Source organism: Flaviflagellibacter deserti (assembly GCF_042652085.1).
GTDB lineage: Bacteria > Pseudomonadota > Alphaproteobacteria > Rhizobiales > Methylopilaceae > Flaviflagellibacter > Flaviflagellibacter deserti.
This window is the reverse complement of record NZ_JBHSJF010000008.1, coordinates 164,299-188,274: the sequence shown is the minus strand read 5'-3', so window position 1 is coordinate 188,274 and position 23,976 is coordinate 164,299. Positions and strand designations below refer to the sequence as shown.

Genomic DNA, 23,976 nt, shown 5'->3' with positions numbered 1-23,976 from the left:
GGCTCAAGACCATGCCCATCAACATGGTCTATCGCTCGCCGTCCGATCTGCCGGACGCGCTGCCGCTGTTTCCGCTGCCGGCCGTCCTGTTGCTGCCGCGCGGTGAGATGCCGCTCAACATCTTCGAGCCGCGCTACCTGGCGATGTTCGACGATGCACTCGCTGGCAGCAGGCTGATCGGCATGATCCAGCCGGAATTCGACGCCGATGAGGATGCAGCCCATCCGACGCTCGTCGATGTCGGCTGCGCCGGCCGCATCACCGGCTATCAGGAGACCGGCGACGGCCGTTATCTCGTGACGCTCACCGGCGTCTGCCGCTTCCGCATTTCACGGGAATTGCCGGTCAAGACGCCGTATCGGCAGTGCCAGCCATCGTTCAATGAGTTCACGCAGGATCTCATCCCCGGCTCAGGGGAGGACGCGGTCGATCGCGATGCCCTGATGAAAACGCTGAGGGCCTACCTTGAGGCCAACCAGCTTGAAGCGGATTGGTCCGGCATTCGTGGCGCCTCGAACGAGGCCCTCGTGAACGCGCTGTCGATGATGAGCCCTTACGGCGCCCGCGAGAAACAGGCTCTTCTTGAAGCGCCCGATCTCCGCAACCGCGCCGAAATCCTCGTTGCGGTCACCGAGATGGAGCTCGCCAAGACCCGAAGCGACACCGAATCCTCATTGCAGTGAGAGCGCGATGCCGACTGTAAATCCGCCCGCCCAGATTGATCCGAAGCTGCTCGAAATCCTGGTCTGCCCGCTGACCAAGGCCTCGCTGGAATACGACGCGGAGAAGCAGGAACTCATCTCCCGGCCGGCCAAGCTCGCCTATCCGATCCGCGACGGCATCCCGATCATGCTGCCGGAAGAGGCCCGTTCAATCGAGGGCTAACGCCTGCGTGCTTCCTCGGCGATACTGGCGAGAAGACGGGACGCCAGGGTCTCGCCGATCAGGGTCGACCTTCGGCCCTCCAGAACCGCATCACCGAGCCGCTGGACGGCCGAGCTCAATCGGGAGAGCGTCCACCGCGACAGCGCGCCCTCCACGGCCGCACGACGGCGGAAGTGGAGATTGGCCCAGCTTCGGTCCAAAACCTGCGCGGCGCCCATCCCACCTTCGACCTGCGCTCTCAAGCGGTGAAGCTGCAACGCATGCCGGAGCGTCGCCGCAACGACCGCCGATGGCGGAATGCCGGACGCATCCAGCACCGCCAGTCCGCGCTCCACGCCCCGAGCATTTCCAGAGAAGGCCGCATCCACCGCGTCGTCCATGGCCAGAACCGAGGCATCGGCCACCGCCATGTCGACGTCTCCGAGCGTGATCCGCCCTCCGCCGTGAGCGTAGAGGACAAGCTTCTCGATCTCCTGGCGTGTTGCCAGCCGGTCGGCACCGAGCACGCCAACGAGCGCCTTCTTCGCGTCGGGATCGATCGAAAGGCCTGCTTTGGAGATCTCCTGATCGATCAGTCTCGCGATCGCGCCTTCATTGTCGGCAAAGCAGGGCAGGGCCGCAGCCTTGTCACTTTTCTCGCAAAGAGCTCTCAGCGGAGCTCCTTTCCTGAGATCGCCCGCCTCGATGACGATCCGGGCTTCGGGAACGGGCCCGGCCAGAAGCCTCTCCACCGCAGCATTGATCGGCCGGCCCCCGACGCGCACCCAGATCGCGCGGCGTCCGCCGAACATCGGGATCGTGTGCGCCTCGTCGAGCAGTCTTTCAGGATCGGAGGCGATGTCATCGCCTTCCATCTTCACGAGCGCGAACGCGTCGTCGGGATCATCCACCGCCGCACGGGCCAGAGCGCCGGCTCGCTCGTTCACAAGGCCAAGGTCGGGCCCATACACAAGAATGCAGAACGTCTTGGGGTCCGGTCGCGCGAGAAAGGCGTCGACCCCGGCCGCCTTGACCGCAACCATGTCGGATCAGCTTGCGCCGGCGGTGGCCAGCCGGCTCGCGATATTGGCCCGGATCTGCTCCACGACGGGGCGAACCGAACGGTCTTCCGCGTCGCGCTTGGCGCGCTCGCTCGCATAACGCTGTCTCGTCCGGGTATAGGTGGCGCGCCCGATCGCATTGCCCTGCGCCACAGCCCGGCCCGTCGCGATCTCGGTGAGCGTATAGACAGCGTCGATGCCGACGGTCTCAAGCTCGGGCCGGTCGGTGACCGGATCAACGACCGCCGTCTGCGCTCCAACCACGTTGGCGATCACGTCGAGCCGATAGACCGGCGGCGTCAACGGCGAACCGCCGCCCGTCATGGCGAAGACCAGATCGTTGCGGAGACGCTGGCCGACGCGTTCGTCACCATAGGTCTGGACCGGCAGAATATCGACCGACGCCATCGCGGACGACACCGTGCCGCCTGCCACCGCCGTCGCCGGACTCTGGGCGGCATACATCGGCTGAAAGCAACCGCCCAGGCCTAGCGCCAGCAGAACGGCAAGTACCGGGCGTCCAAAACCGCGATCACGCAACGACATTGACGATCCTCTGCGGCACGACAACGATCTTGCGTATCGGCTTATCACCAATTGCCCGGATCACGGAATCGAGTTTACGCACCTCGGCCTCGATTTCCTCCGTGCTTGCGCTCAGGGCAACAGTCAGCTCGTCGCGCTTCTTGCCGTTGACCTGCACCGGATAGGTGACGCTGTCGGAGACTAGAAGCGCCGGCTCGACCTCGGGCCAGGCGGCCTCCGCGACCAAACCCTGGCCGCCGATCTCCGCCCAGCATTCCTCGGCCAGATGCGGCATCATCGGAGCGACGAGCTGGATGATGATCCCCGCGGCCTCGCGGATCGCCCAGGCGAGATCCGGCGTCGGCGTCTTGGTCCGCGCATTTTGCAGGACCGCACCGAGCGTGTTCGAGAAGTCGTAGATGTGCGCGACACATCGGTTGAAACGCAGTCGGTCGACGTCCTCGGAGACGGCATTCAGCGCCTTATGGGCCGCCTGACGCAGGGCATGTGCCTCCGGTCCGAACTCCGCGGGCTTCGCGGTTCCGACCGGTGTGCCAAACGCCGAGGCATCCTGGATGATACGCCACAGCCGCTGCACGAAACGGCCTGCGCCCTCGACACCGGCCTCGGTCCAGATCACGTCGCGCTCCGGCGGCGAGTCGGACAACATGAACCAGCGTGCCGTGTCGGCGCCGTAGGTCTGGATGATGTCGGTCGGGTCTACCGTGTTCTTCTTGGACTTCGACATCTTCTCGATCGGGCCGATCTCGACCTCGCGACCGTCAGGCAGGAACGCTTTGCGCGCCCCTCCGTCCTCGGTGACCCGGATTTCGGCCGGCGACAGCCACTGGCCCGCGGCATCCTTATAGGTCTCGTGGACGACCATGCCCTGCGTGAACAGGCCCGCGAACGGCTCGTCGACGCTGGTATGGCCGGTCACCTTCATCGCGCGGGTGAAGAAGCGCGAATAGAGCAGATGCAGGATCGCGTGCTCGATGCCGCCGATATACTGATCGACCGGCAGCCAGTGATCGACCGCGCTCCTCACCGTCGGCGCATCCGCCTTCGGATCGGTGAAACGGGCGAAATACCAAGAGGAATCGACGAACGTGTCCATCGTGTCCGTCTCGCGCCGCGCAGGCTTGCCACAGACGGGACATGGGACGTTCTTCCACGTCGGATGATGGTCGAGCGGATTGCCCGGACGGTCGAAGGTGATGTCGTCCGGCAGGGTAACGGGAAGCTGGTCGTTCGGTACTGGAACCGCGCCATGCTCCTCGCAATGGATGATCGGGATCGGGCAACCCCAATAGCGCTGGCGAGAGATACCCCAGTCGCGCAGGCGATAGTTGACCTGACGCTTACCCTGCGGCGCGTTGCCGAGCGACTGGCTCTCCAACTGGCGAGCCACGGCGTCCTTGGCTTCCGGGACGGTGAGCCCATTCAGGAAGTCCGAATGGACGAGACGCCCATCCTCGGCCGGATCGGCCTCGAACATCGGCACCTGGTCGGCGTCCTCGGGCCCGCTTGCGACCACGCGCTTGATCGGCAGGTGGTATTTGGTGGCGAACTCGAAATCGCGCTGGTCATGCGCCGGGCAGCCGAAGATCGCGCCCGTGCCATACTCCATCAGCACGAAATTCGCCGCGTAGACCGGAAGAGTCTGCTCGGGATCGAGCGGATGGGCGACGCGCAGGCCCGTGTCGTAGCCTTGCTTCTCCGCGGTCTCGATCGCCGCGGCGCTCGTCCCGGTGCGTCGGCAGTCCTCGGCAAAAGCTGCAAGTTTGGGATCATCTTCCGACAAAGCGCGGGTAAGCGGATGGTCGGCCGCCATGGCCACGAATGCGGCACCGAACAACGTGTCCGGCCGCGTCGTATAGACCTCGATTTCCGACACACCGTGCACCGACCTGCCGGCCAGTGCGAAGCGAACATGCAGGCCCTCTGATCGGCCGATCCAGTTCTTCTGCATCAGCCGGACCTTGTCCGGCCAACGATCGAGCGTATCGAGCGCCGACAGCAGCTCGTTCGAGAAGTCGGAGATCTTGAAGAACCACTGGGTCAGTTCGCGCAGCTCGACGAGCGCACCGGACCGCCAGCCGCGGCCGTCGACCACTTGCTCGTTGGCAAGGACGGTCTGGTCCACTGGGTCCCAGTTCACCTTCGACTGCTTGCGGTCGACGAGGCCGGCCTTGAGGAAATCGAGAAACAGGCGCTGCTGATGGCGGTAATAGGACGGATCGCAGGTCGCGACCTCACGGTTCCAGTCGAGCGACAGACCCATGCTCTTCAGCTGGTCGCGCATGGTGGCGATATTCGAATAGGTCCATTCGCGCGGATGAACCTTGTTCTGCATAGCCGCATTCTCGGCCGGCAGGCCGAAGGCATCCCAGCCCATCGGGTGCAGAACGTTGAAGCCCTTGGCGCGCTTCACGCGGGCGACGACGTCGCCCATCGCGTAGTTGCGGACATGACCCATATGGATGCGCCCCGACGGATAGGGGAACATCTCCAGCACATAATATTTCGGACGCGGATCGTCGTTCTTGGTCGCGAAGGTGCCCCGGTCGGCCCAGGCCTTCTGCCATTTCGGTTCGGCGTCGCGGGCGTCATAGCGCTCCGTCGTCATCTGCGCTCAATACCTTCGGGAAAGAGATGCGGGCATAGCCGCGAAAATCGGGTGGAAAGTGACGATTTAGGTGACCGGGGTCAATGCTGGAACCCCTTCGCAAAGCTCGCGGAAGATGCTTTAGCGAAGCCATGACGAATGACAATGGACAGAACGGCGCGGCCGAACGCCTGAACGACGTGCGGAACGCTATCGCAAGAGCTGCGAAATCGGCGCGTCGTGAGGCTACGGATGTAATCCTGGTGGCTGTCTCCAAGACGTTCGATGCCGAGCACATCGAACCGGTACTGCAAGCCGGTCAGACCGTTTTTGGAGAAAACCGGGTTCAGGAGGCCGCCGAAAAGTGGCCGGCGCTTCGAGCGAAATATCCGGATACCAAGGTGCATCTCATCGGCCCCCTGCAGTCCAATAAGGCCAGGGAAGCCGTCACGCTTTTCGACGTCATACATTCGGTCGACCGGCGGAAGATCGCCGAGACACTGATGGCAGAGATGGAGAAGCAGAAGCGTTTCCTGCCCGTCTTCCTTCAGATCAACACCGGCGAGGAACCGCAGAAAGCGGGCGTAGCGCCTTTGGAGGCCGATGCCTTCATCGCATTCTGTCGCGATCTGGGGCTGACCGTAGAAGGCCTGATGTGCATTCCGCCGGCCGAAGAGAACCCCGCCCCGCATTTTGCATTGCTAGAGAAAATCGCCCGTCGGAACGGCCTCAAGGGCCTATCCATGGGCATGAGCGGCGACTTCGAAACGGCGATCGCACATGGCGCGACATATGTCCGGGTTGGCAGCGCCATCTTCGGAGCGCGGTGAGGCGCTCATTCGACCACGACCCGGGTTTCTGGCCCGATCCAGGGAAGCAGTTTTTCAAGATCCGTCCGCCGCAGCGCGACGCATCCCTCGGTTGGCCTAAATCCCGGCCGGGCGACGTGCAGGAAGATCGCGCTGCCGCGCCCTTTGATGCACGGCCGTTCGTTCCACCCCAATTCCAACACGAGATCGTACATATCGTCGGCGCGTCGCATTTTTTCGTGCGAGGCTTGGTAAGGTGATCGGATGTGGCGATTGTAGTTTCGGTCGGCCGGCGCATCGCACCACAGGTCGTGCTCCGAGATCGGCCGCATCGGCAGGGAAGTCCGTGGCCGCTTCACCTTGTCCGCGCGCCACCACAGGCGGCGGACCGGCATGCTGCCGATGGGCGTTGCACCGTCCCCTTCCCGCTTGCTCCAGGACCGGCCCGCACGGCCCAACACGCAAGGAAATCGCAGCGATCCCGCAAAAAGATACGCCCGCCGGGCATCCATTCCCACACGACGTACGTATATTTCCGGAAGGACGTGCGGCATCTGTGTGACTATTCCCGTGATTCTCTAACGGAATTCTATCGGCAGCTTGCGCCGTTGCGGACCCGTGTCTAGGTGGAAGAACGTTACAACGTACGTTCGGCAATGCAGGAGGCATAGTATGGCGACGGCACGCAAGATCCTCTTGGTGGAGGATGATGCGGACATCCGTCAGACCTTGGCTGAACAGATCGCCATGCATGACGAGTTCCAGCCCATCACCGTGGATATGGCGGCTGATGCCATCAGAGCGGTCAAGGATAACCAGATTGACCTTGTGCTGATGGATGTCGGTCTGCCGGACATGGACGGCCGTGAGGCGGTCCGGGTACTCCGCGAGCAGGGTTATCGCGGTCCCGTCATCGTATTGACCGGACACGATTCCGAGGCCGATACGATCATGGGCCTCGATGCGGGCGCCAACGACTATGTGACGAAGCCCTTTCGGTTTGCGGTTCTCCTAGCCCGCATCCGCGCCCAGCTCCGCAGTCATGAGGCGAGCGAGGATGCCGTTTTCTCCATCGGCACCTTCACCTTCCGGCCGTCGACCAAGCTTCTGACCAACGAACGGGGCTCGAAGGTTCGCCTCACCGAGAAGGAAACCTCGATCCTTCGTTACCTCTATCGAGCGGGCGGCAAAGTCATCGGCCGCGAGGAGCTTCTGCAGGAAGTCTGGGGATATAATGCGGAAGTGACAACGCACACGCTGGAAACGCATATTTATCGTCTGAGGCAAAAAATCGAGAAGAACCCTTCCAATGCGGCGCTCCTCGTGACAGAGGCCGGTGGCTACAAACTGGTGCCCTAAGACCATCGGGGCCGGGGGGCCTGATTGAGTATCGAGGCGAATATTCGTGCGCTAGAGCGCGCTCCGATGATTGCGGAGATCGGCGGCGAGGCGTTGCGGTTGCTGGCCTTCTCCGTGGAAACGGTTTCGGTGCGCCCGGGCGAGGTGTTGTTCGAACGAGGTGCCCCGGCAGAAGGCGCCTATGTCGTCGTCAACGGCAAGATCGCGCTGAAGGCCGGCGATACCGACCGCGAGCGCACGGTAGGTGCAGGAACGCTGATCGGCGAGATGGCGCTGATCGTCCCGACGGAGCGGCCATGCGATGCCGTCGCGCTCGAACCCACCCGTTTGATCGCAATTCCTCGACCGCTTTTTCGCCGTGTGCTGACGGAATTCCCTGAGATCGCCGAGACGATCCGCCAGAAGCTGGTCACCCGCGTCCGCGCCGAACAGGCGGCGCTCGACCGCGTGCGGGCCACGCTCAACTCGCTCGACCAGCGCGATTGACCTTCAGAGATCGAAGTTCGCGATCAGCGGTACGTGATCAGACGGCCGTTCCCAGGATCTTGCGCCCTTGAGGATGGAGGTCTCCCCCACCGTCGCGTCGAGGTCGCCTGTGACCCAGACATGGTCCAGTCGACGGCCGCGATCCGAAAGCTCCCAATTCGGCGAGCGATAGCTCCACCAGGTGTAGACCCGTTCCGGCTCCGGCTTGTTCTTGCGAACGGCATCGACCCAGCCGCCCCGCTCCTGGATCGCGAGCAGCCGGTCCGTTTCAGCCGGCGTATGACTGACGACGCCCAGCATCTGCTTGTGACTCCAGACGTCATCCGGCAGCGGCGCCACGTTGAGATCCCCGACGAGGATCGTCTGGGCGCCAGGCTTCGCCGCCGTCCAGCTTCTCATCTCGTCGAGATAGGCGAGCTTATGCGCGAATTTCGGATTGAGATCCGGATCAGGTATATCGCCGCCGGCCGGGACGTAGAAATTATGCAATGTGATGCCTTTGGCCGGCCCCTCGCCGAACACCACCGCGATATGCCGCGCATCTTCCTTGCCGCCGAACCGGTAGCGATCGATCTCGGCGAATGGCTGGCGCGAAAGGATGGCGACGCCGTGATAGCCTTTCTGGCAGGTCATCGCCGCGTTCGTGTAGCCGCGCGCGTTAAAGGCCGAGAGCGGGAACTGGCCCTCCAGGCACTTCGTCTCCTGCAGACAGATCACGTCTGGCCGCTCCTCGTCGAGGAGTCGTGAAACCAGATCGATGCGCAGGCGGACGGAATTGATGTTCCAGGAGGCAATTTTCAGCGGCATGTCACTGCAAGGTTTGAGGCGAGGCGGCGAGGAATAGACCCTGTTCGCGCGGCCTACAAACGCAAAGCGCCCGATCCTGGGGGAAGATCGGGCGCCGACGCTTTAGTTCGCGTGCCGCCGGGAGGGTAGGCCGGCGGGTGCAGGAGCGTCCTGTGGAGACGGGGGCACCACTGGGGATCGGGCGTCCTGCTTGCTGGTAAGGTGGGTGGTATCGCTAGGTGATTCAACGAATTGCGAATCACGACCGCGTGATCAGTTGCGATAGCGCGTGTAATCCACTTTGAAGAGCTTCTCGTCCGGCTTGGTCTTCGGATCAAGCTCCGACACGGCGATCGTCGTATCGAGCCCCTGGGCATCGGTGATCGTCCACTGTTTCAGCTCGTAGTTCTTTTGGTCCTCGGTGGCGAAGACGATGAGGACGCGCGCTTTTCCGCCGAAGGTCGTCTCTTCCTCGATCTGGACGCTGATCACGCCCTTGTCCTCGTTGACGCCGACAACCTTGGAGTCGCGCGAGAGATCGAGATTCGGATCCAGAAGGAATTTCAGAGGTGTCTGCGAGAGTGGATAAATGTCCTGGGTCGCGAGACTGCGATCGCGGACCACGACCGAACTGCCGTCAGCGATGATGTCGGTGTTGCTCGGGCGCTGATAATAGAAGCGCGCCTTGCCTGGCTTCGACAGAAAGAACTTGCCGTTCGAGCGACTGCCGTCCGGCCCGACCTGCGTGAAGCTGCCGACCAGGGTGCGGATCGAATTGAAGTAGTCGTTGACCTTGCGGATGGTCGCCTGCTGTCCGCTGGACTCTGGTGCCGTCGCATCGACAGCTGCCAGCTTGGTTCCGGCAGCAGCCTCAGATGGCATGAGATCGACTGGCGGCGGCGGTTCGACCGGCGCGGCCGCGACTTCGTGGGATCGCGTAGCCTCCGCCGGCACCGGTGCTGGCTGGGCGACGACAGGCTTCGCCTCGACAGGGGCGGGGGGCGCTGGCGCCGCTACAGTTGGGACATTCGCAGGCGCCACCGGCGTCTTCTGGCCCAACAGCGAGGAAATCGAATCGGCCGGCGCGACCGGTTCAGCCGCCGCGACCGGAATCGCGGCAGGAGTCGGAGCGGCGACCGGCGCCTGAAGCGCGGCCGGGGCATGCACTGTCAGCCGCGCCGGCCTTGGCTGCGGCATCGGCACGCTCGTCTGCGCCGCTACGGGCATAGCCACGCTCGCGAGAAGAACAACTGCACAGGAAAGGCGAAGGGCACCGCCGAACATCATCAAGGAAATCCCCCTGCCCGTCCGCATAGAGCAGGTCTGTGGCGACAAAACGGTGCCGCCTCCGGCCTCAGTAATTCTGCGCCCGTTCGTCCGATTCGAGGAGGATCTCCCGCTTGCCGGCGTGGTTGGCCGGACCGACGATGCCCTCTCTCTCCATTCTTTCGACGAGCGATGCCGCACGATTATAGCCGATCTGCAGCCGCCGCTGGATGTAGCTCGTCGAGCACTTTTTGTCCCGAAGAACGATCTGCACGGCCTGGTCGAACAGCTCACCGCCCGGTTCGCCGAAAGAACCCTTGTCGAAGACCGACTCGTCTCCGCCCTCGGCTTCTTCATCGTCCGTGGTGACGGCCTCGAGATAGTCGGGTGCTCCCTGCGCTTTCAGATGCTGGACGACCTTTTCGACTTCGGCGTCGGAGCAGAATGGGCCGTGGACGCGGCTAATCCTGCCGCCGCCCGCCATATGCAGCATGTCGCCCTGGCCAAGCAGCTGTTCCGCGCCCTGCTCCCCCAGGATGGTGCGACTGTCGATCTTCGATGTCACCTGGAAGGAGATGCGGGTCGGGAAATTCGCCTTGATCGTACCGGTGATCACGTCGACCGACGGACGCTGCGTCGCCATCACGATATGGATACCGGCGGCGCGGGCCATTTGGGCGAGACGCTGGATCGCGCCCTCGATCTCCTTGCCGGCGACCATCATCAGGTCGGCCATCTCGTCGACGATGACGACGATATAGGGCAGACGCTGGAGGTCCATCTCCTCGCGCTCGTAGATCGCCTCGCCGGTCTGCTTGTCGAAGCCCGTCTGGACGGTACGATGGATGACCTCGCCCTTTGCCTTGGCCTCCTCGACGCGGGCATTGAAGCCGTCGACGTTGCGGACGCCGACCTTCGACATCTTCTTGTAACGCTCCTCCATCTCGCGCACGGCCCATTTGAGCGCGACGACCGCTTTCTTGGGATCCGTCACGACAGGCGCGAGAAGATGCGGAATACCGTCGTAGACACTGAGTTCCAGCATCTTCGGGTCGATCATGATCAACCGGCAATCCTCCGGCTTCAGCCGGTAGAGCAGCGACAGGATCATGGTGTTGATCGCGACGGATTTGCCCGAGCCGGTAGTGCCCGCGATCAGGAGGTGGGGCATGCGCGCGAGCTCTGCGATGACCGGCTCGCCGCCGATCGTCTTGCCGAGGCAGAGCGGCAGCTTCATCTTCGAGTTCTCGAAGTCGGCGGAGGCCATCAGTTCGCGCAGATAGACCGTCTCGCGCTTGGCGTTCGGCAGTTCGATACCGATGACGTTGCGGCCGGGGATGACGGCGACGCGCGCCGACACCGCGCTCATTGAGCGTGCGATATCGTCCGCGAGGCCAACCACGCGCGAGGACTTGATGCCAGGGGCGGGTTCGAGCTCGTAGAGCGTGACGACCGGACCGGGGCGGACATCGATGATCTCGCCTTTGACGCCGAAGTCCTCCAGAACGCCCTCCAGCAGGCGGGCGTTCTGCTCCAGCGCCTCCTTGCTGACCATCGCGGAGCCGGGCTTCTTCTGCGGAGCGGCGAGAAGCGCGAGCGGCGGCATCTCGTAGGCTTCTGACCTGAACAACGAGGTCTGCGCCTCCGCGGCGAGGCGGCGGCCGGGCTTGGGAGGCCTTGCCGGTTCGGCGATGCGGCGAATCGGTTCGACGGGGCCATCGAGTTCCGCCTCGGAACGGCGATGAGTCACGAAGGGCGGATCCTCGTCGTCTTCCTCGTCGAGACGGCGCAGGACCTCGCGCAGACCGGCGCGCCCGGCTTCCTTCTCGCCCTGGAAGAAAGATCCGCCCCGCAGCTTGCGGGCCAGACCAGCCCGCATCGTGAACCAATAATGGGTCACGAGTCCGAGCGGCAGGAAACTGCTGCCCTCATCTTCCTCGAAATCGAAATCGTCCTCTTCTTCCACGACCGGGGCGGCCGTCGGCTTTTTCCTGGCGACCGGGCGAACGGGCGCGGTCTCACGGAAGCCGATGCCGGAAGCGAGCAGCATGCCGCCCATCGCCATAACACCGAGCACAGAGGTAAGGAGCGGGTCGAGCCATGATAGGCTGATCGGAAGAAAGAGCGAGGCAAAGCCGAATACCGCATCGCCGGCGATGCCGCCCAGGCCGGCAGGAAGCGGCCAGTACAAAGGGCGGGAGAATGATGCGGCAAATCCCGCCGCGAGCAATGTGGCGACGAGCCAGGCGCTCAGGCGGAGCTTTTCGCGATCGAGGCGACGATGGGTGATCAACCGCCATCCCCACGCGGCCACAGGAAAGAGAAAGCCGATCGCGCCAAGACCAACCGTCTGCATGAAGACGTCGGACATGAAGGCGCCGGGGCGACCGAGAAGGTTGCGGACATCGCCTTCGGCGGCATTGTTGATCGAGGGATCAAGCGCGGACCATGTCGCGAGCGAAAGAGTCGCCGCCACCGCGAATGTGAGCAGCGCGAGGCCGCCGAGTTCCAGCGCGCGTCGGCCCAGCGCATCGCGGACCTCATCGGGGACCGCGCGCCTGCTTCGAACACCGCCGCGATAAACGAGAGCTCGCAACCCAAACACCTCCCGCCGGAACGCATAACGATCCGCCGAACGGACGGACCCTTGTCGTCTATCGGTATCGAAAGCGGGTAAAGGGCCGATTAACCACGGACCTGACGGGTCGCCGGAACGAAAAGGCCCGGGCGACGAGCGCCCGGGCCAGTTTGGGAGGAGTACGCTACAGAACTTAGATGTTGTAGGCGCGCTCGCCATGCGAGTTGATGTCGAGACCCTCGCGCTCGCTCTCGGCGGAAACGCGGAGACCCATCACCAGGTCGACGATCTTGTAGAGGACGAAGCTGCCGATGCCCGACCACAGGATCGTAACGCCGACGCCCTTGAGCTGAGCCATGACCTGCGTCGCGAAGACGTAGGCGCCGGCTGTGCCCGCGCCGTTGTCGAGCGTGTAGTCGACAACGCCCGCGCCACCCAGAGCCGGGTTGACGAGGATGCCTGTGCCGATGGCGCCGATGATGCCGCCGACGCAGTGCACGCCGAAGACGTCGAGCGAGTCGTCGTAGCCGAGAGCATTCTTCACTGCCGAGCAGAAGAAGAAGCAGACGACGCCGGCAACCAGGCCGAGAACGATCGAGCCCATCGGGCCGGCGAAGCCGGCGGCCGGGGTGATCGCGACGAGACCGGCAACCGCGCCAGAAGCCGCGCCGAGCAGGCTCGGCTTGCCCTTGGCGATCCATTCAATGAACAACCAGCCGAGCATCGCACCCGCGGTCGCAACGAACGTGTTCACCGAAGCAAGAGCCGCGTAGGCGTTGGCTTCGAGGTTCGAACCGGCGTTGAAGCCGAACCAACCGACCCACAGGAGCGAGGCACCGACCATGGTCAGCGTCAGCGAGTGCGGGGCGAGTACCTCTCGGCCGTAGCCGATACGCGGTCCGAGCAGAAGCGCGCCGATCAGGCCGGCGATACCGGCGTTGATGTGAACGACGGTGCCACCCGCGAAGTCGATCGCGCCGAAGCTCCAGATCAGGCCCGCGCCGGCGACCGTCGCGTCAGCCGGGTTGGTCGAGGCGAACTCCGGTCCCGGCCACCACCAAACCATGTGGGCCATCGGGAAGTAGACGAACGTAACCCAGAGGACGACGAACACCAGCAGTGAGGAGAACTTGATGCGCTCCGCGATAGCACCGACGATCAGTGCCGGGGTGATGCAGGCGAAGGTCATCTGGAACAGCACGAAGACGAGTTCCGGAATGACCACGCCGCGCGAGAAGGTCTCGACAACCGTGGTCACGTCGACGCCGGCGAGGAAGGCCTTCGAGAAGCCGCCGACATAGGAATTGAGAGCGCCGCCATCGGTGAAGGCGAGGCTGTAGCCGTAGGTGACCCAGATGATGGCGACGACGCCGACGATCACGAGAACCTGCGACAGGACCGAGAGCATGTTCTTCGAGCGAACGAGACCGCCATAGAACAACGCGAGGCCCGGGACGGTCATGAGCAGCACGATGACGCTCGAGATGAGCATCCAGGTCGTGTCGCCCTTGTTCGGGACCGGAGGCGTGGGAGCCGCCGCGGCGGGCGCCGCGGCTTCCTGCGCAAATGCTGGCGCTACCGCCAGCAGTCCGAGCAGCGCCACGGGCGCCGCCAGACGAGCAATTTTAGAAAGGTTCATGGACGGAACTCCAAAGAAGGATTGTTCGGTGGAAAGGGCGTCAGAGCGCATCGTCGTCCGACTCACCCGTACGGATGCGGACCGCATGCTCGATCGGCGTCACGAAGATCTTGCCGTCACCGATCTGGCCGGTCTTGGCCGTGGTGGTGATCGTCTCGACGACTTGATCGACCATGCTCGCGGGCACGGCGACTTCGATCTTGAGCTTGGGCAGGAAGCTCACCGCGTACTCCGCACCACGATAGATTTCGGTGTGTCCTTTCTGGCGTCCGTAGCCTTTGACCTCGGTCACGGTCAGGCCGTGAACCCCCACCGCGGTCAAGGCATCGCGTACCTCGTCCAGCTTGAACGGCTTTATGATTGCCATCACGAGTTTCATGAATGGGCTCCCCGTCTTGTCATACCGTCGCGGAGGAGCCCGCGACGGGTGCGCAGCCGACAAAGGAATTGGGAAACTCCGGACTCGTCGGCCCGAATTAGTATTCAAGCCGCGTGCCAGTTGGTGGAAAGGCGGTTAACGCGTCTTCACCAATTATGTTTGCACTGTGACAAACCGAGGCTAACCGCCCCGTGGGCGGGCATTTGCATGCATTGTGTGCACGAATCAGGGTGGCTTGCTGCCTAATTTCTAAGCAGATGCCGGATTTTCACGGCGAATCCGGATCAAGCCTTCCTGAACGACGGATGCGACCAGCGTTCCATCCAGGCCGAAAATAAGTCCCCGGGTGAACCCGCGTCCCGCACCTGCAGACGGACTGTCCTGACTGAAAAGCAGCCATTCATCGGCTTTGACCGGCCGGTGAAACCACAAGGCGTGGTCGAGGCTGGCGGCCATGATGTCAGGCGAGAAAATAGTTTTTCCATGCGCCACCAGCGACGTGTCCAGCAGTGTCATATCCGATGCGTAGGCGAGAACGATCCGATGCAGCATCGGATCGTCCGGCAGAACTCCTCTTGCCCGGAACCAAATCGACTGCTTCGGCGGACGGGGCGGATTTCCTTGATATCGGGTGAGATCTACCGGTCTGAGCTCTATTGGTCGCTCGCGCTCAAAATACGCGCGCACCGCCGGTGGCATCTGGGGCAGAAGCTTCTGCTTGATCTCGGCCTCGCTCGGCAGCTGCTCGGGCAGAGGAACGTCCGGCATATCGAGCTGGTGCTCGTAGCCTTCTTCATCGCGATGGAATGACGCCGTGAGGGCGAAGATCGCCTGCCCCCGCTGGATCGCCTTGACCCGCCGTGTGGTGAAGCTCGACCCATCCCGGATGCGGTCAACTTCGAACAGAATGGGGATCGTCGGGTCGCCGGCCAGCAGGAAATAGGCATGCAGCGAGTGAGGCAGATGGCCGTTCGCTGTTCTGCCCGCCGCGACGAGCGACTGCGCAACCACTTGTCCGCCGAAGACTCGCCCCCAGCTCCCCTCGAGACTCGTGCCGCGATAAAGATTCTCCTCGATCCGTTCGAGATCAAGAATGCCCAGAAGATTTGCGAGCGCGTTCGACATGTGGTCTCTCGGAGGCGGGGCGCCACGAGACCTCCCCGCGCGGGCGGCGTCAAGCGAGGAATAATAATGGCTGCAAAAGGCAAAGCGCGCCGGTTCGACGTCGTCATCGGCGGCGGAGGCTATGCCGGACTTGCTCTCGCAGGGGCTCTCTCGCAAGCGGGCCTCGACGTCGCCGTAGCCGACCCCGCCTTCGGGTCCGTGGGACAATTCCGCGACCCCCGCGCCTCGACGATCGTTGCCGGCGCGCGCCGCCTGTTCGAGACCATAGGGGCTTGGGATGCAATTTCGGGCGAAGCAGAGCCCGTACACGGAATGCGTATCACCGACAGCCGGTTGGCCGATATCATGCGGCCGGTGCTGCTCCGCTTTGACAACGAGGCAGCGCCTGGAGAGCCTTTTGCCCATGTGGCACCGAACGGGACAATTCGCATCGGCCTTTTGGACGCCGCGAAAGTCGCTGGCTCAACACTTGTGCCTACCGGAATAGCCGGATTCGAGCAGTCCGCTGGAAAGATAGCGATCTCGCTGTCAGATGGTTCGAAGATCGCAGCAACGCTTCTGGTCGCCGCCGATGGAGTCACGTCGAACATCCGAGGCCTTGCCCGGATCCCGTTCCGAGGCTGGAACTATGACCATGCCGCCATCGTCAGCAATGTCCGGCTGGAGCAGCCGCATGATGGGATTGCCATCCAGCATTTCGTCGACCGGGGAACGCTCGCTTTCCTGCCCTTGCCCAACCAACACGCCTCTATCGTCTGGGCCGAGCCGCGCCTGCAGGCGGAGCGTCTGGCCGCTCTGTCGGGCGACGAATTCCAAGCAGCGCTCCAACAGCGCGCCGGCTATGATTTCGGCGAGATCACGCCAATTGGCCCTCGCGCCGTCAGGCCTTTGAAGCTCGGCCTTGCCCAGCACTTTCACGGCCACCGAATCGCGCTGATTGGCGATGCTGCCCACGCAATGCATCCCATTGCCGGGCAGGGAATGAATTTCGGTCTTCGCGATGTTGCGGCCCTGGCCGAAGCCGTCGTCGATGCGGCCAGGCTTGGCCTCGACATCGGTTCGGAACCAATTTTGCAAGGTTACGATTCGTGGCGACGACTCGACACGGTCGCGATGCTCGCCGCGACCGACGGCCTGATCAATCTCTTCGGCTCGTCCGCACCCGCGGCCCGAATGGTCCGAGACACCGGAATGGGCCTCGTCGATCGTGCGCCTCGATTCAAATCTGCGGTAATCAAATCCGCCGCCGCCCTGACCGGAAATGCTCCCCGGCTCCTTCGAGGCGAGGCTCTTTAGATCGCAACGCGCCGACACAACCGAAGATAGTGAAGTTATCATCTGTGGTTGCTGCATACGAAGCCCGCTGGCAGCCGTTTCGGGCATCGCTGGACCTCGGAGACCCAGAAACGAAAATGCCCGCCAGCGACTCTCCTAGAGTCTTTGACGGGCATCGATATTTTTCGATCGCGTTTTTCTGAAGTTTCTCGATCTTTTCCGGCCGGCCGTACCTCAGTTGCGAAGTTTTCGGCAAACTTCGTCGAGTTGTTCAAGGTTTCGGTACCGTATCGAAATCTGGCCGCCCGGATTTTTATGGTCGATCGAAACCACGAGCCCAAGTGCATCGCCAAGCGCCTTTTCCAACGCAACGGTATCGGCGTCCTTGGCAGCCTTGGCCTTGGCTGGCCTCTTCTCGACCGCAGCCTCCTGGCCGATCGCTTCGGCATCGCGAACGCTCAGACCTTGGTCAATGATCTTCTTCGCTGCGGCTGAAGGATCATCAAGCGAGAGAAGCGCGCGGGCATGACCCGCCGTCAGCTGACCTTCAAGGACCGATTGCCGAACGTCGTCCGGAAGCTTCAGGAGCCGCATCGTATTCGCGATGTGGCTGCGGCTCTTGCCGATGATCTTGGCGAGGTCAGCCTGGGTGTAGTTGTAGGTCGCGACCAGGTTTTCGTAGCCCGCCGCCTCTTCAATCGCATTGAGGTCCGCGCGCTGGACGTTCTCTATGATCGCCAGCTCGAGAGCCTCGCGATCAGAAACTTCGAGAACCACGATCGGAACGTCGTGCAGGCCGGCCATCTGAGCCGCCCGCCAGCGACGTTCGCCGGCGATAATCTCGAAACGATCCGTCTCCTTCGCCACCGAGCGGACCAGAACCGGTTGGACGATGCCCTTCTCCCGGACTGAGTTCGCCAGATCCTCGAGATCCGCCTCGGCGAAGTTCTTGCGCGGATTGCGTGCGTTCGGCCGCAGAAACTCGATCGGAACCCGGCGCTGGCCGGCTTTCGGCTTGTCGAAATTCTGCTCTTCGTCGCCGATATCACCGATCAGCGCCGCAAGGCCACGGCCTAACCGCGGCCGGGAGGCCTCTTCCGCCATCTCTCTCTCCTAGAATTTGTCAGGCGGCTTTCAGCGCGCGCTCGCGCTGGATGATCTCGGACGCCAGCTTCAGATAGGCTTGGCTGCCTGAGCAATTGAGATCGTACAGAAGCACCGGCTTGCCATGCGACGGCGCCTCCGACACGCGAACGTTCCGCGGAATGATCGTGTCGAACACCTTGTCGCCCATGAACTGGCGGACATCGGCGACGACCTGGCCGGAGAGATTGTTGCGGGCATCGAACATGGTCAAGACGACGCCCTGGATGGTCAGAGCCGGATTCAACGTCGCGCGGACCTGGTCCACGGTGCGCAACAGCTGCGAAAGGCCTTCAAGGGCAAAGAATTCGCACTGCAACGGAACCAGGATGGCCTGGGCCGCGGCAAGCGAGTTGATCGTCAGGATATTGAATGAAGGCGGGCAATCGACGAGCACATAGGAGTATGGGTCATCGCCATCCTGCTGGAGTTGGGAGAGCGCATCGCGGAGACGATAGGCGCGCTGTTTGTCGGACGCGATCTCGACCTCGACGCCGAGCAGATCCATGGTAGACGGCGCGATATCGAGGCCCGGGACGGCCGTCGGCAGGATAACCTGACGGAAACGCGCCTCGCCGACGAGAACGTCATAGGTGGAGCGCTTGCGTGCCTTGCGGTCGATGCCGAGACCCGTGGAGGCATTGCCCTGCGGATCAAGATCTACGATCAGGACTTTCTCGCCGATCGCCGCCAAGGCCGTGCCGAGGTTGATGGCCGTCGTCGTCTTGCCCACCCCGCCCTTCTGGTTGGCGACAGCAAGAATGCGGGCTTTGGAAAGGTCGGCCATGGCGATTTCCTATCTCTGGTCCTCGCGCGGCACGGCCTTTGAGACGACGACGATACGTCCGTCGGGATCTGTCAGGCTCTGCGCAAGCTCAGCCTCAATGTGCCAATCTTTGGCGGTCTGGGTCAATTCTGCGACAGCGTCCCGACCCTTTGAAAACAGGCCTATGGCACCGGTTTTCAACAGAGGAAACGCGAGCTCGACGAGACGCGGCAGCGGCGCTAACGCGCGGGCGGTAATCACCTCCGCCGGCTCGACCCAATTGCCAAGAACCGCCTCGATCCGACCATTGTGGATTGTCGCTGGAAGGACGGCATGACGAACCGCCTCGCGCAGGAAGGCGCACTTTCGCTGGTCGCTCTCGATTAAATGGACTCTGGCGCCAAGCCTATCCACCAACGCGGCAGCAATAACCAAGGCAGGAAACCCGCCTCCCGAGCCAAGATCCACCCAAATCTTCGCTGCAGGCGCCATCTGCAGAAGCTGAAGGCTGTCGGCGACATGCCGGGTCCAGATCGCCGGCACAGTCGAGGGAGAGATCAGATTGACGGTCTTCTGCCATTTCAGCAGGAGGCCGACAAAAATCTCTAGGCGATCCCATGTTTCACGTGAAACATTGGGAAAAGCGCCCCGAATTTCCTCCAAGCTCATCCGCGTGCCGCACGCTTTGCATGAGCCATGATCAGAGTCAGCGCGGCCGGCGTAACGCCCTCTATTCGAGACGCCTGGCCTATCGTTGCCGGGCGGATGCGAACCAGCTTCTGCCGGACCTCATTGGAGAGCCCAGGCATCGAGTCGTAATCCACGGCATCCGGGATCGAGCGCCCCTCGTCCCGCTCGAACGCCTCGATGTCGGCGCGCTGACGATCGAGATAGACATTGTAGGCAGCGTCTATCTTGATCTGCTCGGCAATAACCGGGCTGACGCGATCCATTTCGGGCCAAATGCGGATGAGATTGGCGAACTCGACATCCGGTCGGCTGAGGAGATCGAAGGCCGTCCGGCGCTGTCCATCCTGATTGAGCGCCAGTCCAGCCCTCTGAGCCTGCGCCGGGGTTGCAGTCAGGGACGCCGTCAATGCGCGGGCGTCGGCGAGCGCCGCCGCTTTTTTGCTCCAGGCTTCCTCTCGCCCGCTGCCGACCGCCCCGATCTCGATCCCCCGCTTCGTAAGCCGCTGATCAGCGTTGTCCGCCCGGAGCGTTAGCCGATATTCAGCGCGCGATGTGAACATGCGGTACGGCTCGGAGACGCCCTTGGTCACGAGATCGTCGATCATCACACCGAGATAGGCTTCGGATCGCGAGAAGATCACCGCTTCCCCACCGCTAGCGAGGCGCGCGGCATTGATGCCGGCGACCAAGCCCTGCCCCGCGGCTTCCTCGTATCCGGTTGTACCGTTGATCTGACCCGCGAAGAACAGGCCCGCGACCCGCTTGGTTTCCAGACTCGGCTTTAACTCCCGCGGATCGACGTAGTCATACTCGATGGCATACCCAGGCCGGAGCATCCGGACCCGTTCGAGACCGGGGATGGTGGCCAGAAAGGCGAGTTGTACCTCCTCCGGCATCGAGGTCGAAATACCATTGGGGTAGACCGTCGGATCGTCGAGGCCCTCGGGTTCAAGGAAGATCTGATGCCCGTCGCGATCGCCGAAGCGAATGACCTTGTCCTCGATCGACGGGCAATAGCGCGGCCCGAGACCACCGATTTGGCCGTTGAAGATCGGCGCGGCGTCGACATTGGAGGTGATGACTTTATGGCCGGCCTGGGTCGTGCGGGTGATGTGACACGACACCTGCGGCGTGGAGATCATCGACGTCATCGCGGAGAAAGGTTCGGGTACATCGTCGCCGCGTTGTTCCTCAAGAGCGGCATAGTCGATCGTTGTCCCATCAAGCCGCGGCGGGGTCCCGGTCTTCAGACGGCCGAGCGAGAAGCCTGCATCACGAAGTGTTTTTGAGAGCGCGATAGAGGGTGCTTCGCCCATACGGCCGGCAGGCGTGGTCTTCGGTCCGATATGAATCAGGCCGGAGAGGAATGTGCCCGTCGTGAGAACCACTGTGCCCGTCGTGAACTTTCGCCCGTCCGCGAGAGTCAGCCCGCGAATCCGGCGGTCGCGTATGTCGAAATCAGCGACCTCGCCTTCCACGGTGTCCAGAAGCGGCTGCTCGGCCAGGATCGCCTGGACGGCGGCGGCGTAAAGACGGCGGTCCGCCTGAGCGCGAGGCCCACGAACGGCCGGGCCCTTTCGACGATTGAGAACGCGGAACTGAATGCCGCCCGCATCGGCCGCGCGGCCCATGACGCCATCGAGCGCGTCAATCTCGCGGACGAGGTGCCCCTTGCCGAGACCGCCGATCGCGGGGTTGCAGGACATCGCGCCGATCGTGTTTCGGCTCAGCGTGACGAGCGCTGTCCTTGCGCCCATACGGGCAGCCGCCGATGCAGCCTCGGTGCCGGCGTGTCCGCCGCCGACAACGATCACATCGTATGAACTGACACCATGTTTCACGTGAAACATCTCATTTACCGACGCAGAATTCGCTGAAAATCCCGCCGAGCACGTCCTCGACATCGACCCGCCCCGAGATACGCCCTAGCTCGCGTGCCGACAAGCGCAGCTCCTCCGCACGCAACTCCGGTTCTTTCGCCAGCAGCGCACGGCGGAGCGCGTCGACCGCCGAACCCAAACATAGTCGATGCCGCTCGCGGGTCACGAGCGCGGATTCCGACGGCGCAAACGCGGTCTTCGCCCATTCGCCGAGATCGGACAACAACCGATCGATCCCAGCGCCTGTCTTTGCCGAGACTGGGTAAACGCCATCTTCGCTGTCCAAACTTCCAGACAGATCGATCTTATTCACGACCGACCACATCCGATCACTTGAGGTCGGCGAAATCCCGCTCTCGCCAGCATCGCTAAACCAGAGCACGAGATCGGCGTTTTCGCTCCGCTTCCGAGCTCGCGCCAAGGCCTCCTGCTCTATCGGATCGTTCGTCTCTCGGATGCCGGCCGTGTCGATCATCGTCACGGGATAGCCTCCGAGATCCAGGTGGACTTCAAGCATGTCCCGGGTCGTCCCGGCGTAGGCCGACACGATCGCGACATCGCGGCCGGCGACACGGTTAAGAAAACTTGACTTACCGACGTTCGGCGGACCCGAAAGGACCACGACCGCGCCCTCTCTCAAGCGCTCTCCCGATCGACCCTTGGTCAGGAGCGCCTCAATGTCGTCGATCAGACGAACGATGATCGGCTCCGCCCGGCGCCACAGGCCATCGCCGACATCGCCTTCATCGGAGAAATCGATTTCGGCCTCGACGAAGCTCATCGCCCGGATCAGATCCGCCCTCCACGCATCCGCGACCAGGCCGATCCCGGCCGAAAGTCCGCGCAGTGCCTGTCGCCGCTGAGCCGCGGTATCGGCAGCGATCAAATCGGCCAAGGCTTCGGCTTCGACGAGATCGAGTTTACCGGACTCGAACGCTCGTCGGGAAAACTCCCCGGGCTCTGCGATCCGGCAGCCCTCGATCTTCCCGAGCGCCTGAAGAAGTCCGGAAACGCTCGCCCGCCCACCGTGAATGTGGAACTCCGCGACGTCCTCACCCGTGAAAGAACCTGGCGCCGGAAACCAGAGGACGAGGCCCTGATCCAAATCCTCGCTGCTCGCTGGATCCCGGAGCACAACAAAAGTCGCGCGGCGAGGCACTGGCAGCTTTCCTGCCAGGGTAATCAGAACATCCGACGACCGCGGACCGGACACGCGCACCACTGCTATTCCAGCCAGGCCAGTACCGCTTGCCAGCGCATAGATCGTTGAAGAGCTCTCCGGCATCTCAGGTTCCAAAACGAATTTGGCTCCGCATACAATCATGCGGAGCCAAATTCACCGTCTATCGAGGGTCGGCCGGCGTTGGATCAGGTGTTCATCGAGTCGAAGAAGTCCGAATTGGTCTTCGTCTGACGCATCTTGTCCATCAGGAACTCGATCGCATCGACCGTACCCATCGGATTCAGGATGCGGCGCAGCACATACATCTTCTTGAGGATGTCCTGCGGGACGAGGAGTTCTTCCTTACGCGTGCCCGACCGAGTGATGTCCATCGCCGGGAAGACGCGCTTGTCGGAGACCTTGCGGTCGAGGATGAGCTCGGAGTTACCCGTGCCCTTGAACTCCTCGAAGATCACTTCGTCCATACGCGAGCCGGTGTCGATCAACGCGGTCGCGATGATGGTGAGCGAACCGCCCTCTTCGATATTTCGCGCTGCGCCGAAGAAGCGCTTCGGACGCTGCAGTGCATTGGCGTCGACGCCGCCGGTGAGCACCTTGCCTGACGACGGAACGACCGTGTTATATGCGCGACCTAGGCGCGTGATCGAATCGAGCAGGATGACCACGTCGCGGCCGTGCTCGACGAGACGCTTGGCCTTCTCGATCACCATTTCGGCAACCTGTACGTGGCGGACGGCGGGCTCGTCGAAGGTCGAGGATACGACCTCGCCATCCACCGTGCGCTGCATGTCCGTCACCTCTTCCGGACGCTCGTCGATCAAGAGAACGATGAGATAGCACTCGGGATGATTGGTGGTGATCGACCGGGCGATGTTCTGCAGCAGCATCGTCTTACCGGTGCGCGGCGGCGCGACAATCAGACCGCGCTGGCCTTTGCCGATCGGGGCAACGATGTCGATGATACGGCCGGACTGGTCCTTGATGGTCGGATCTTCGAGCTCCATGCGGAGCCGTTCGTCGGGATAGAGCGGAGTGAGATTGTCGAAGTGAACCTTGTGCCGGGCCTTGTCCGGATCCTCGAAGTTGAGGGTGTTCACCTTCAGGAGCGCGAAGTAGCGCTCGCCTTCCTTGGGGCTCCGGATATGCCCTTCGACCGTATCGCCGGTGCGCAGCGAGAAGCGGCGGATCTGCGAGGGTGAAACATAGATGTCGTCGGGGCCCGGAAGGTAATTCGCATCAGGTGAGCGAAGGAAACCGAATCCGTCCTGAAGAACCTCGACAACACCGCCGCCGATGATCTCGACGTCGCGGGCAGCGTGCTGCTTCAGGATTGCAAACAGCAGTTCCTGCTTGCGAAGGGTGGAGGCATTTTCGACCTCGAGCTCTTCAGCGAGCGCGAGCAATTCCTGGGGAGATTTAGTCTTGAGGTCCTGAAGTCTGATTTCCCGCATGGGGAACCTTCACTAAGTCGGTCGCCGGCATAGGTTCGGGCGACATAGGGGGAAGAGAGAGGTGCAGCCGTCGGGCAAGGCCAGGCACTTGGCCCAACTCGCT

General features: G+C 62.8%; 22 protein-coding genes. 6 read left to right on the top strand and 16 right to left on the bottom strand.

All coding sequences use genetic code 11. From position 1 onward, the window contains the following. Positions 1–11: 11 nt before the first annotated feature. Both ACFPFW_RS16565 and ACFPFW_RS16560 read left to right on the top strand, forming a co-directional pair. Positions 12–683 carry an LON peptidase substrate-binding domain-containing protein gene (locus tag ACFPFW_RS16565; RefSeq protein ID WP_114956339.1) on the top strand — a complete coding sequence of 224 codons (672 nt, stop codon included), beginning with the start codon at positions 12–14 and terminating at the stop codon, positions 681–683. 7 nt (positions 684–690) lie between these two features. Continuing rightward, complete coding sequence (locus ACFPFW_RS16560; protein ID WP_114956340.1) at positions 691–885, top strand: Trm112 family protein; 195 nt, start codon at positions 691–693, stop codon at positions 883–885. Here the strand turns inward: ACFPFW_RS16560 and holA are convergent. Genes holA through leuS form a run of 3 tightly spaced genes read right to left on the bottom strand, consistent with a single transcriptional unit; the run spans position 882 to position 5,079 of the window. Beyond that, entirely contained in the window at positions 882–1,907 is a 1,026-nt protein-coding gene (holA, locus tag ACFPFW_RS16555; RefSeq protein ID WP_114956341.1) for a DNA polymerase III subunit delta, read from the bottom strand. The genes ACFPFW_RS16560 and holA overlap by 4 nt on opposite strands. Before the next feature lie 6 nt (positions 1,908–1,913). Next, positions 1,914–2,471 carry a hypothetical protein gene (locus ACFPFW_RS16550; protein WP_114956342.1) on the bottom strand — a complete coding sequence of 186 codons (558 nt, stop codon included), beginning with the start codon at positions 2,469–2,471 and terminating at the stop codon, positions 1,914–1,916. Further along, entirely contained in the window at positions 2,458–5,079 is a 2,622-nt protein-coding gene (gene leuS, locus ACFPFW_RS16545; protein WP_114956343.1) for a leucine--tRNA ligase, read from the bottom strand. The genes ACFPFW_RS16550 and leuS overlap by 14 nt, the downstream gene beginning before the upstream one ends. A gap of 131 nt (positions 5,080–5,210) precedes the next feature. Here leuS and ACFPFW_RS16540 point away from each other — a divergent pair, with 131 nt between their 5' ends. Further along, a complete protein-coding gene (locus tag ACFPFW_RS16540; protein ID WP_114956344.1) occupies positions 5,211–5,888 on the top strand; it encodes a YggS family pyridoxal phosphate-dependent enzyme in 678 nt (225 codons plus the stop codon). 5 nt (positions 5,889–5,893) lie between these two features. Here the strand turns inward: ACFPFW_RS16540 and ACFPFW_RS16535 are convergent, their stop codons facing one another. Then, a complete protein-coding gene (locus ACFPFW_RS16535; protein WP_114956345.1) occupies positions 5,894–6,421 on the bottom strand; it encodes a L,D-transpeptidase family protein in 528 nt (175 codons plus the stop codon). 118 nt (positions 6,422–6,539) lie between these two features. Between ACFPFW_RS16535 and ACFPFW_RS16530 the strand changes: the two genes are divergently transcribed. After that, complete coding sequence (locus ACFPFW_RS16530; RefSeq protein ID WP_114956346.1) at positions 6,540–7,226, top strand: response regulator transcription factor; 687 nt, start codon at positions 6,540–6,542, stop codon at positions 7,224–7,226. A gap of 66 nt (positions 7,227–7,292) precedes the next feature. Then, positions 7,293–7,712, top strand: a complete 420-nt coding sequence (locus tag ACFPFW_RS16525; RefSeq protein WP_114956347.1) for a cyclic nucleotide-binding domain-containing protein — start codon at positions 7,293–7,295, stop codon at positions 7,710–7,712. Positions 7,713–7,715: 3 nt separating this feature from the next. Here ACFPFW_RS16525 and ACFPFW_RS16520 read toward each other — a convergent pair whose 3' ends face one another. From ACFPFW_RS16520 to tesB, 6 genes are all read right to left on the bottom strand, one after another. Further along, complete coding sequence (locus ACFPFW_RS16520; RefSeq protein ID WP_114956348.1) at positions 7,716–8,519, bottom strand: exodeoxyribonuclease III; 804 nt, start codon at positions 8,517–8,519, stop codon at positions 7,716–7,718. A 252-nt stretch (positions 8,520–8,771) separates the two neighbouring features. Further along, positions 8,772–9,725, bottom strand: coding sequence for a LolA family protein (locus tag ACFPFW_RS16515; protein ID WP_379771621.1), 954 nt, complete (start codon positions 9,723–9,725; stop codon positions 8,772–8,774). Between the two features lie 127 nt (positions 9,726–9,852). Continuing rightward, the gene (locus ACFPFW_RS16510) at positions 9,853–12,360 is read right to left on the bottom strand and encodes a DNA translocase FtsK (protein ID WP_379771619.1); all 2,508 of its coding nucleotides are present in this window, start codon (positions 12,358–12,360) and stop codon (positions 9,853–9,855) included. A gap of 175 nt (positions 12,361–12,535) precedes the next feature. Beyond that, entirely contained in the window at positions 12,536–13,981 is a 1,446-nt protein-coding gene (locus ACFPFW_RS16505) for an ammonium transporter (protein ID WP_114956351.1), read from the bottom strand. Positions 13,982–14,021: 40 nt separating this feature from the next. Beyond that, on the bottom strand, positions 14,022–14,360 hold the full coding sequence (locus ACFPFW_RS16500) for a P-II family nitrogen regulator (protein WP_114956352.1): 339 nt from the start codon (positions 14,358–14,360) through the stop codon (positions 14,022–14,024). 249 nt (positions 14,361–14,609) lie between these two features. Next, positions 14,610–15,485, bottom strand: coding sequence for an acyl-CoA thioesterase II (gene tesB, locus ACFPFW_RS16495; protein WP_114956353.1), 876 nt, complete (start codon positions 15,483–15,485; stop codon positions 14,610–14,612). Between the two features lie 66 nt (positions 15,486–15,551). Here tesB and ACFPFW_RS16490 point away from each other — a divergent pair, with 66 nt between their 5' ends. Beyond that, positions 15,552–16,781, top strand: coding sequence for an FAD-dependent monooxygenase (locus ACFPFW_RS16490; RefSeq protein WP_114956354.1), 1,230 nt, complete (start codon positions 15,552–15,554; stop codon positions 16,779–16,781). 213 nt (positions 16,782–16,994) lie between these two features. On the opposite strand, the gene ACFPFW_RS16485 is transcribed toward ACFPFW_RS16490, so the two are convergent. The 6 genes from ACFPFW_RS16485 to rho form a co-directional block, all read right to left on the bottom strand. Further along, the gene (locus ACFPFW_RS16485) at positions 16,995–17,864 is read right to left on the bottom strand and encodes a ParB/RepB/Spo0J family partition protein (protein WP_114956355.1); all 870 of its coding nucleotides are present in this window, start codon (positions 17,862–17,864) and stop codon (positions 16,995–16,997) included. Between the two features lie 19 nt (positions 17,865–17,883). Continuing rightward, positions 17,884–18,690, bottom strand: coding sequence for a ParA family protein (locus ACFPFW_RS16480; RefSeq protein ID WP_114956356.1), 807 nt, complete (start codon positions 18,688–18,690; stop codon positions 17,884–17,886). Between the two features lie 9 nt (positions 18,691–18,699). Continuing rightward, entirely contained in the window at positions 18,700–19,338 is a 639-nt protein-coding gene (gene rsmG / locus ACFPFW_RS16475) for a 16S rRNA (guanine(527)-N(7))-methyltransferase RsmG (RefSeq protein WP_114956357.1), read from the bottom strand. Further along, positions 19,335–21,200: a tRNA uridine-5-carboxymethylaminomethyl(34) synthesis enzyme MnmG gene (mnmG, locus tag ACFPFW_RS16470; protein ID WP_379771616.1), complete on the bottom strand. Its 1,866-nt coding sequence runs from the start codon at positions 21,198–21,200 to the stop codon at positions 19,335–19,337. The genes rsmG and mnmG overlap by 4 nt, the downstream gene beginning before the upstream one ends. Before the next feature lie 10 nt (positions 21,201–21,210). Further along, positions 21,211–22,524, bottom strand: a complete 1,314-nt coding sequence (gene mnmE, locus ACFPFW_RS16465) for a tRNA uridine-5-carboxymethylaminomethyl(34) synthesis GTPase MnmE (RefSeq protein ID WP_114956359.1) — start codon at positions 22,522–22,524, stop codon at positions 21,211–21,213. A gap of 83 nt (positions 22,525–22,607) precedes the next feature. Then, the gene (rho, locus tag ACFPFW_RS16460) at positions 22,608–23,873 is read right to left on the bottom strand and encodes a transcription termination factor Rho (protein WP_114956360.1); all 1,266 of its coding nucleotides are present in this window, start codon (positions 23,871–23,873) and stop codon (positions 22,608–22,610) included. Positions 23,874–23,976 lie beyond the last annotated feature (103 nt).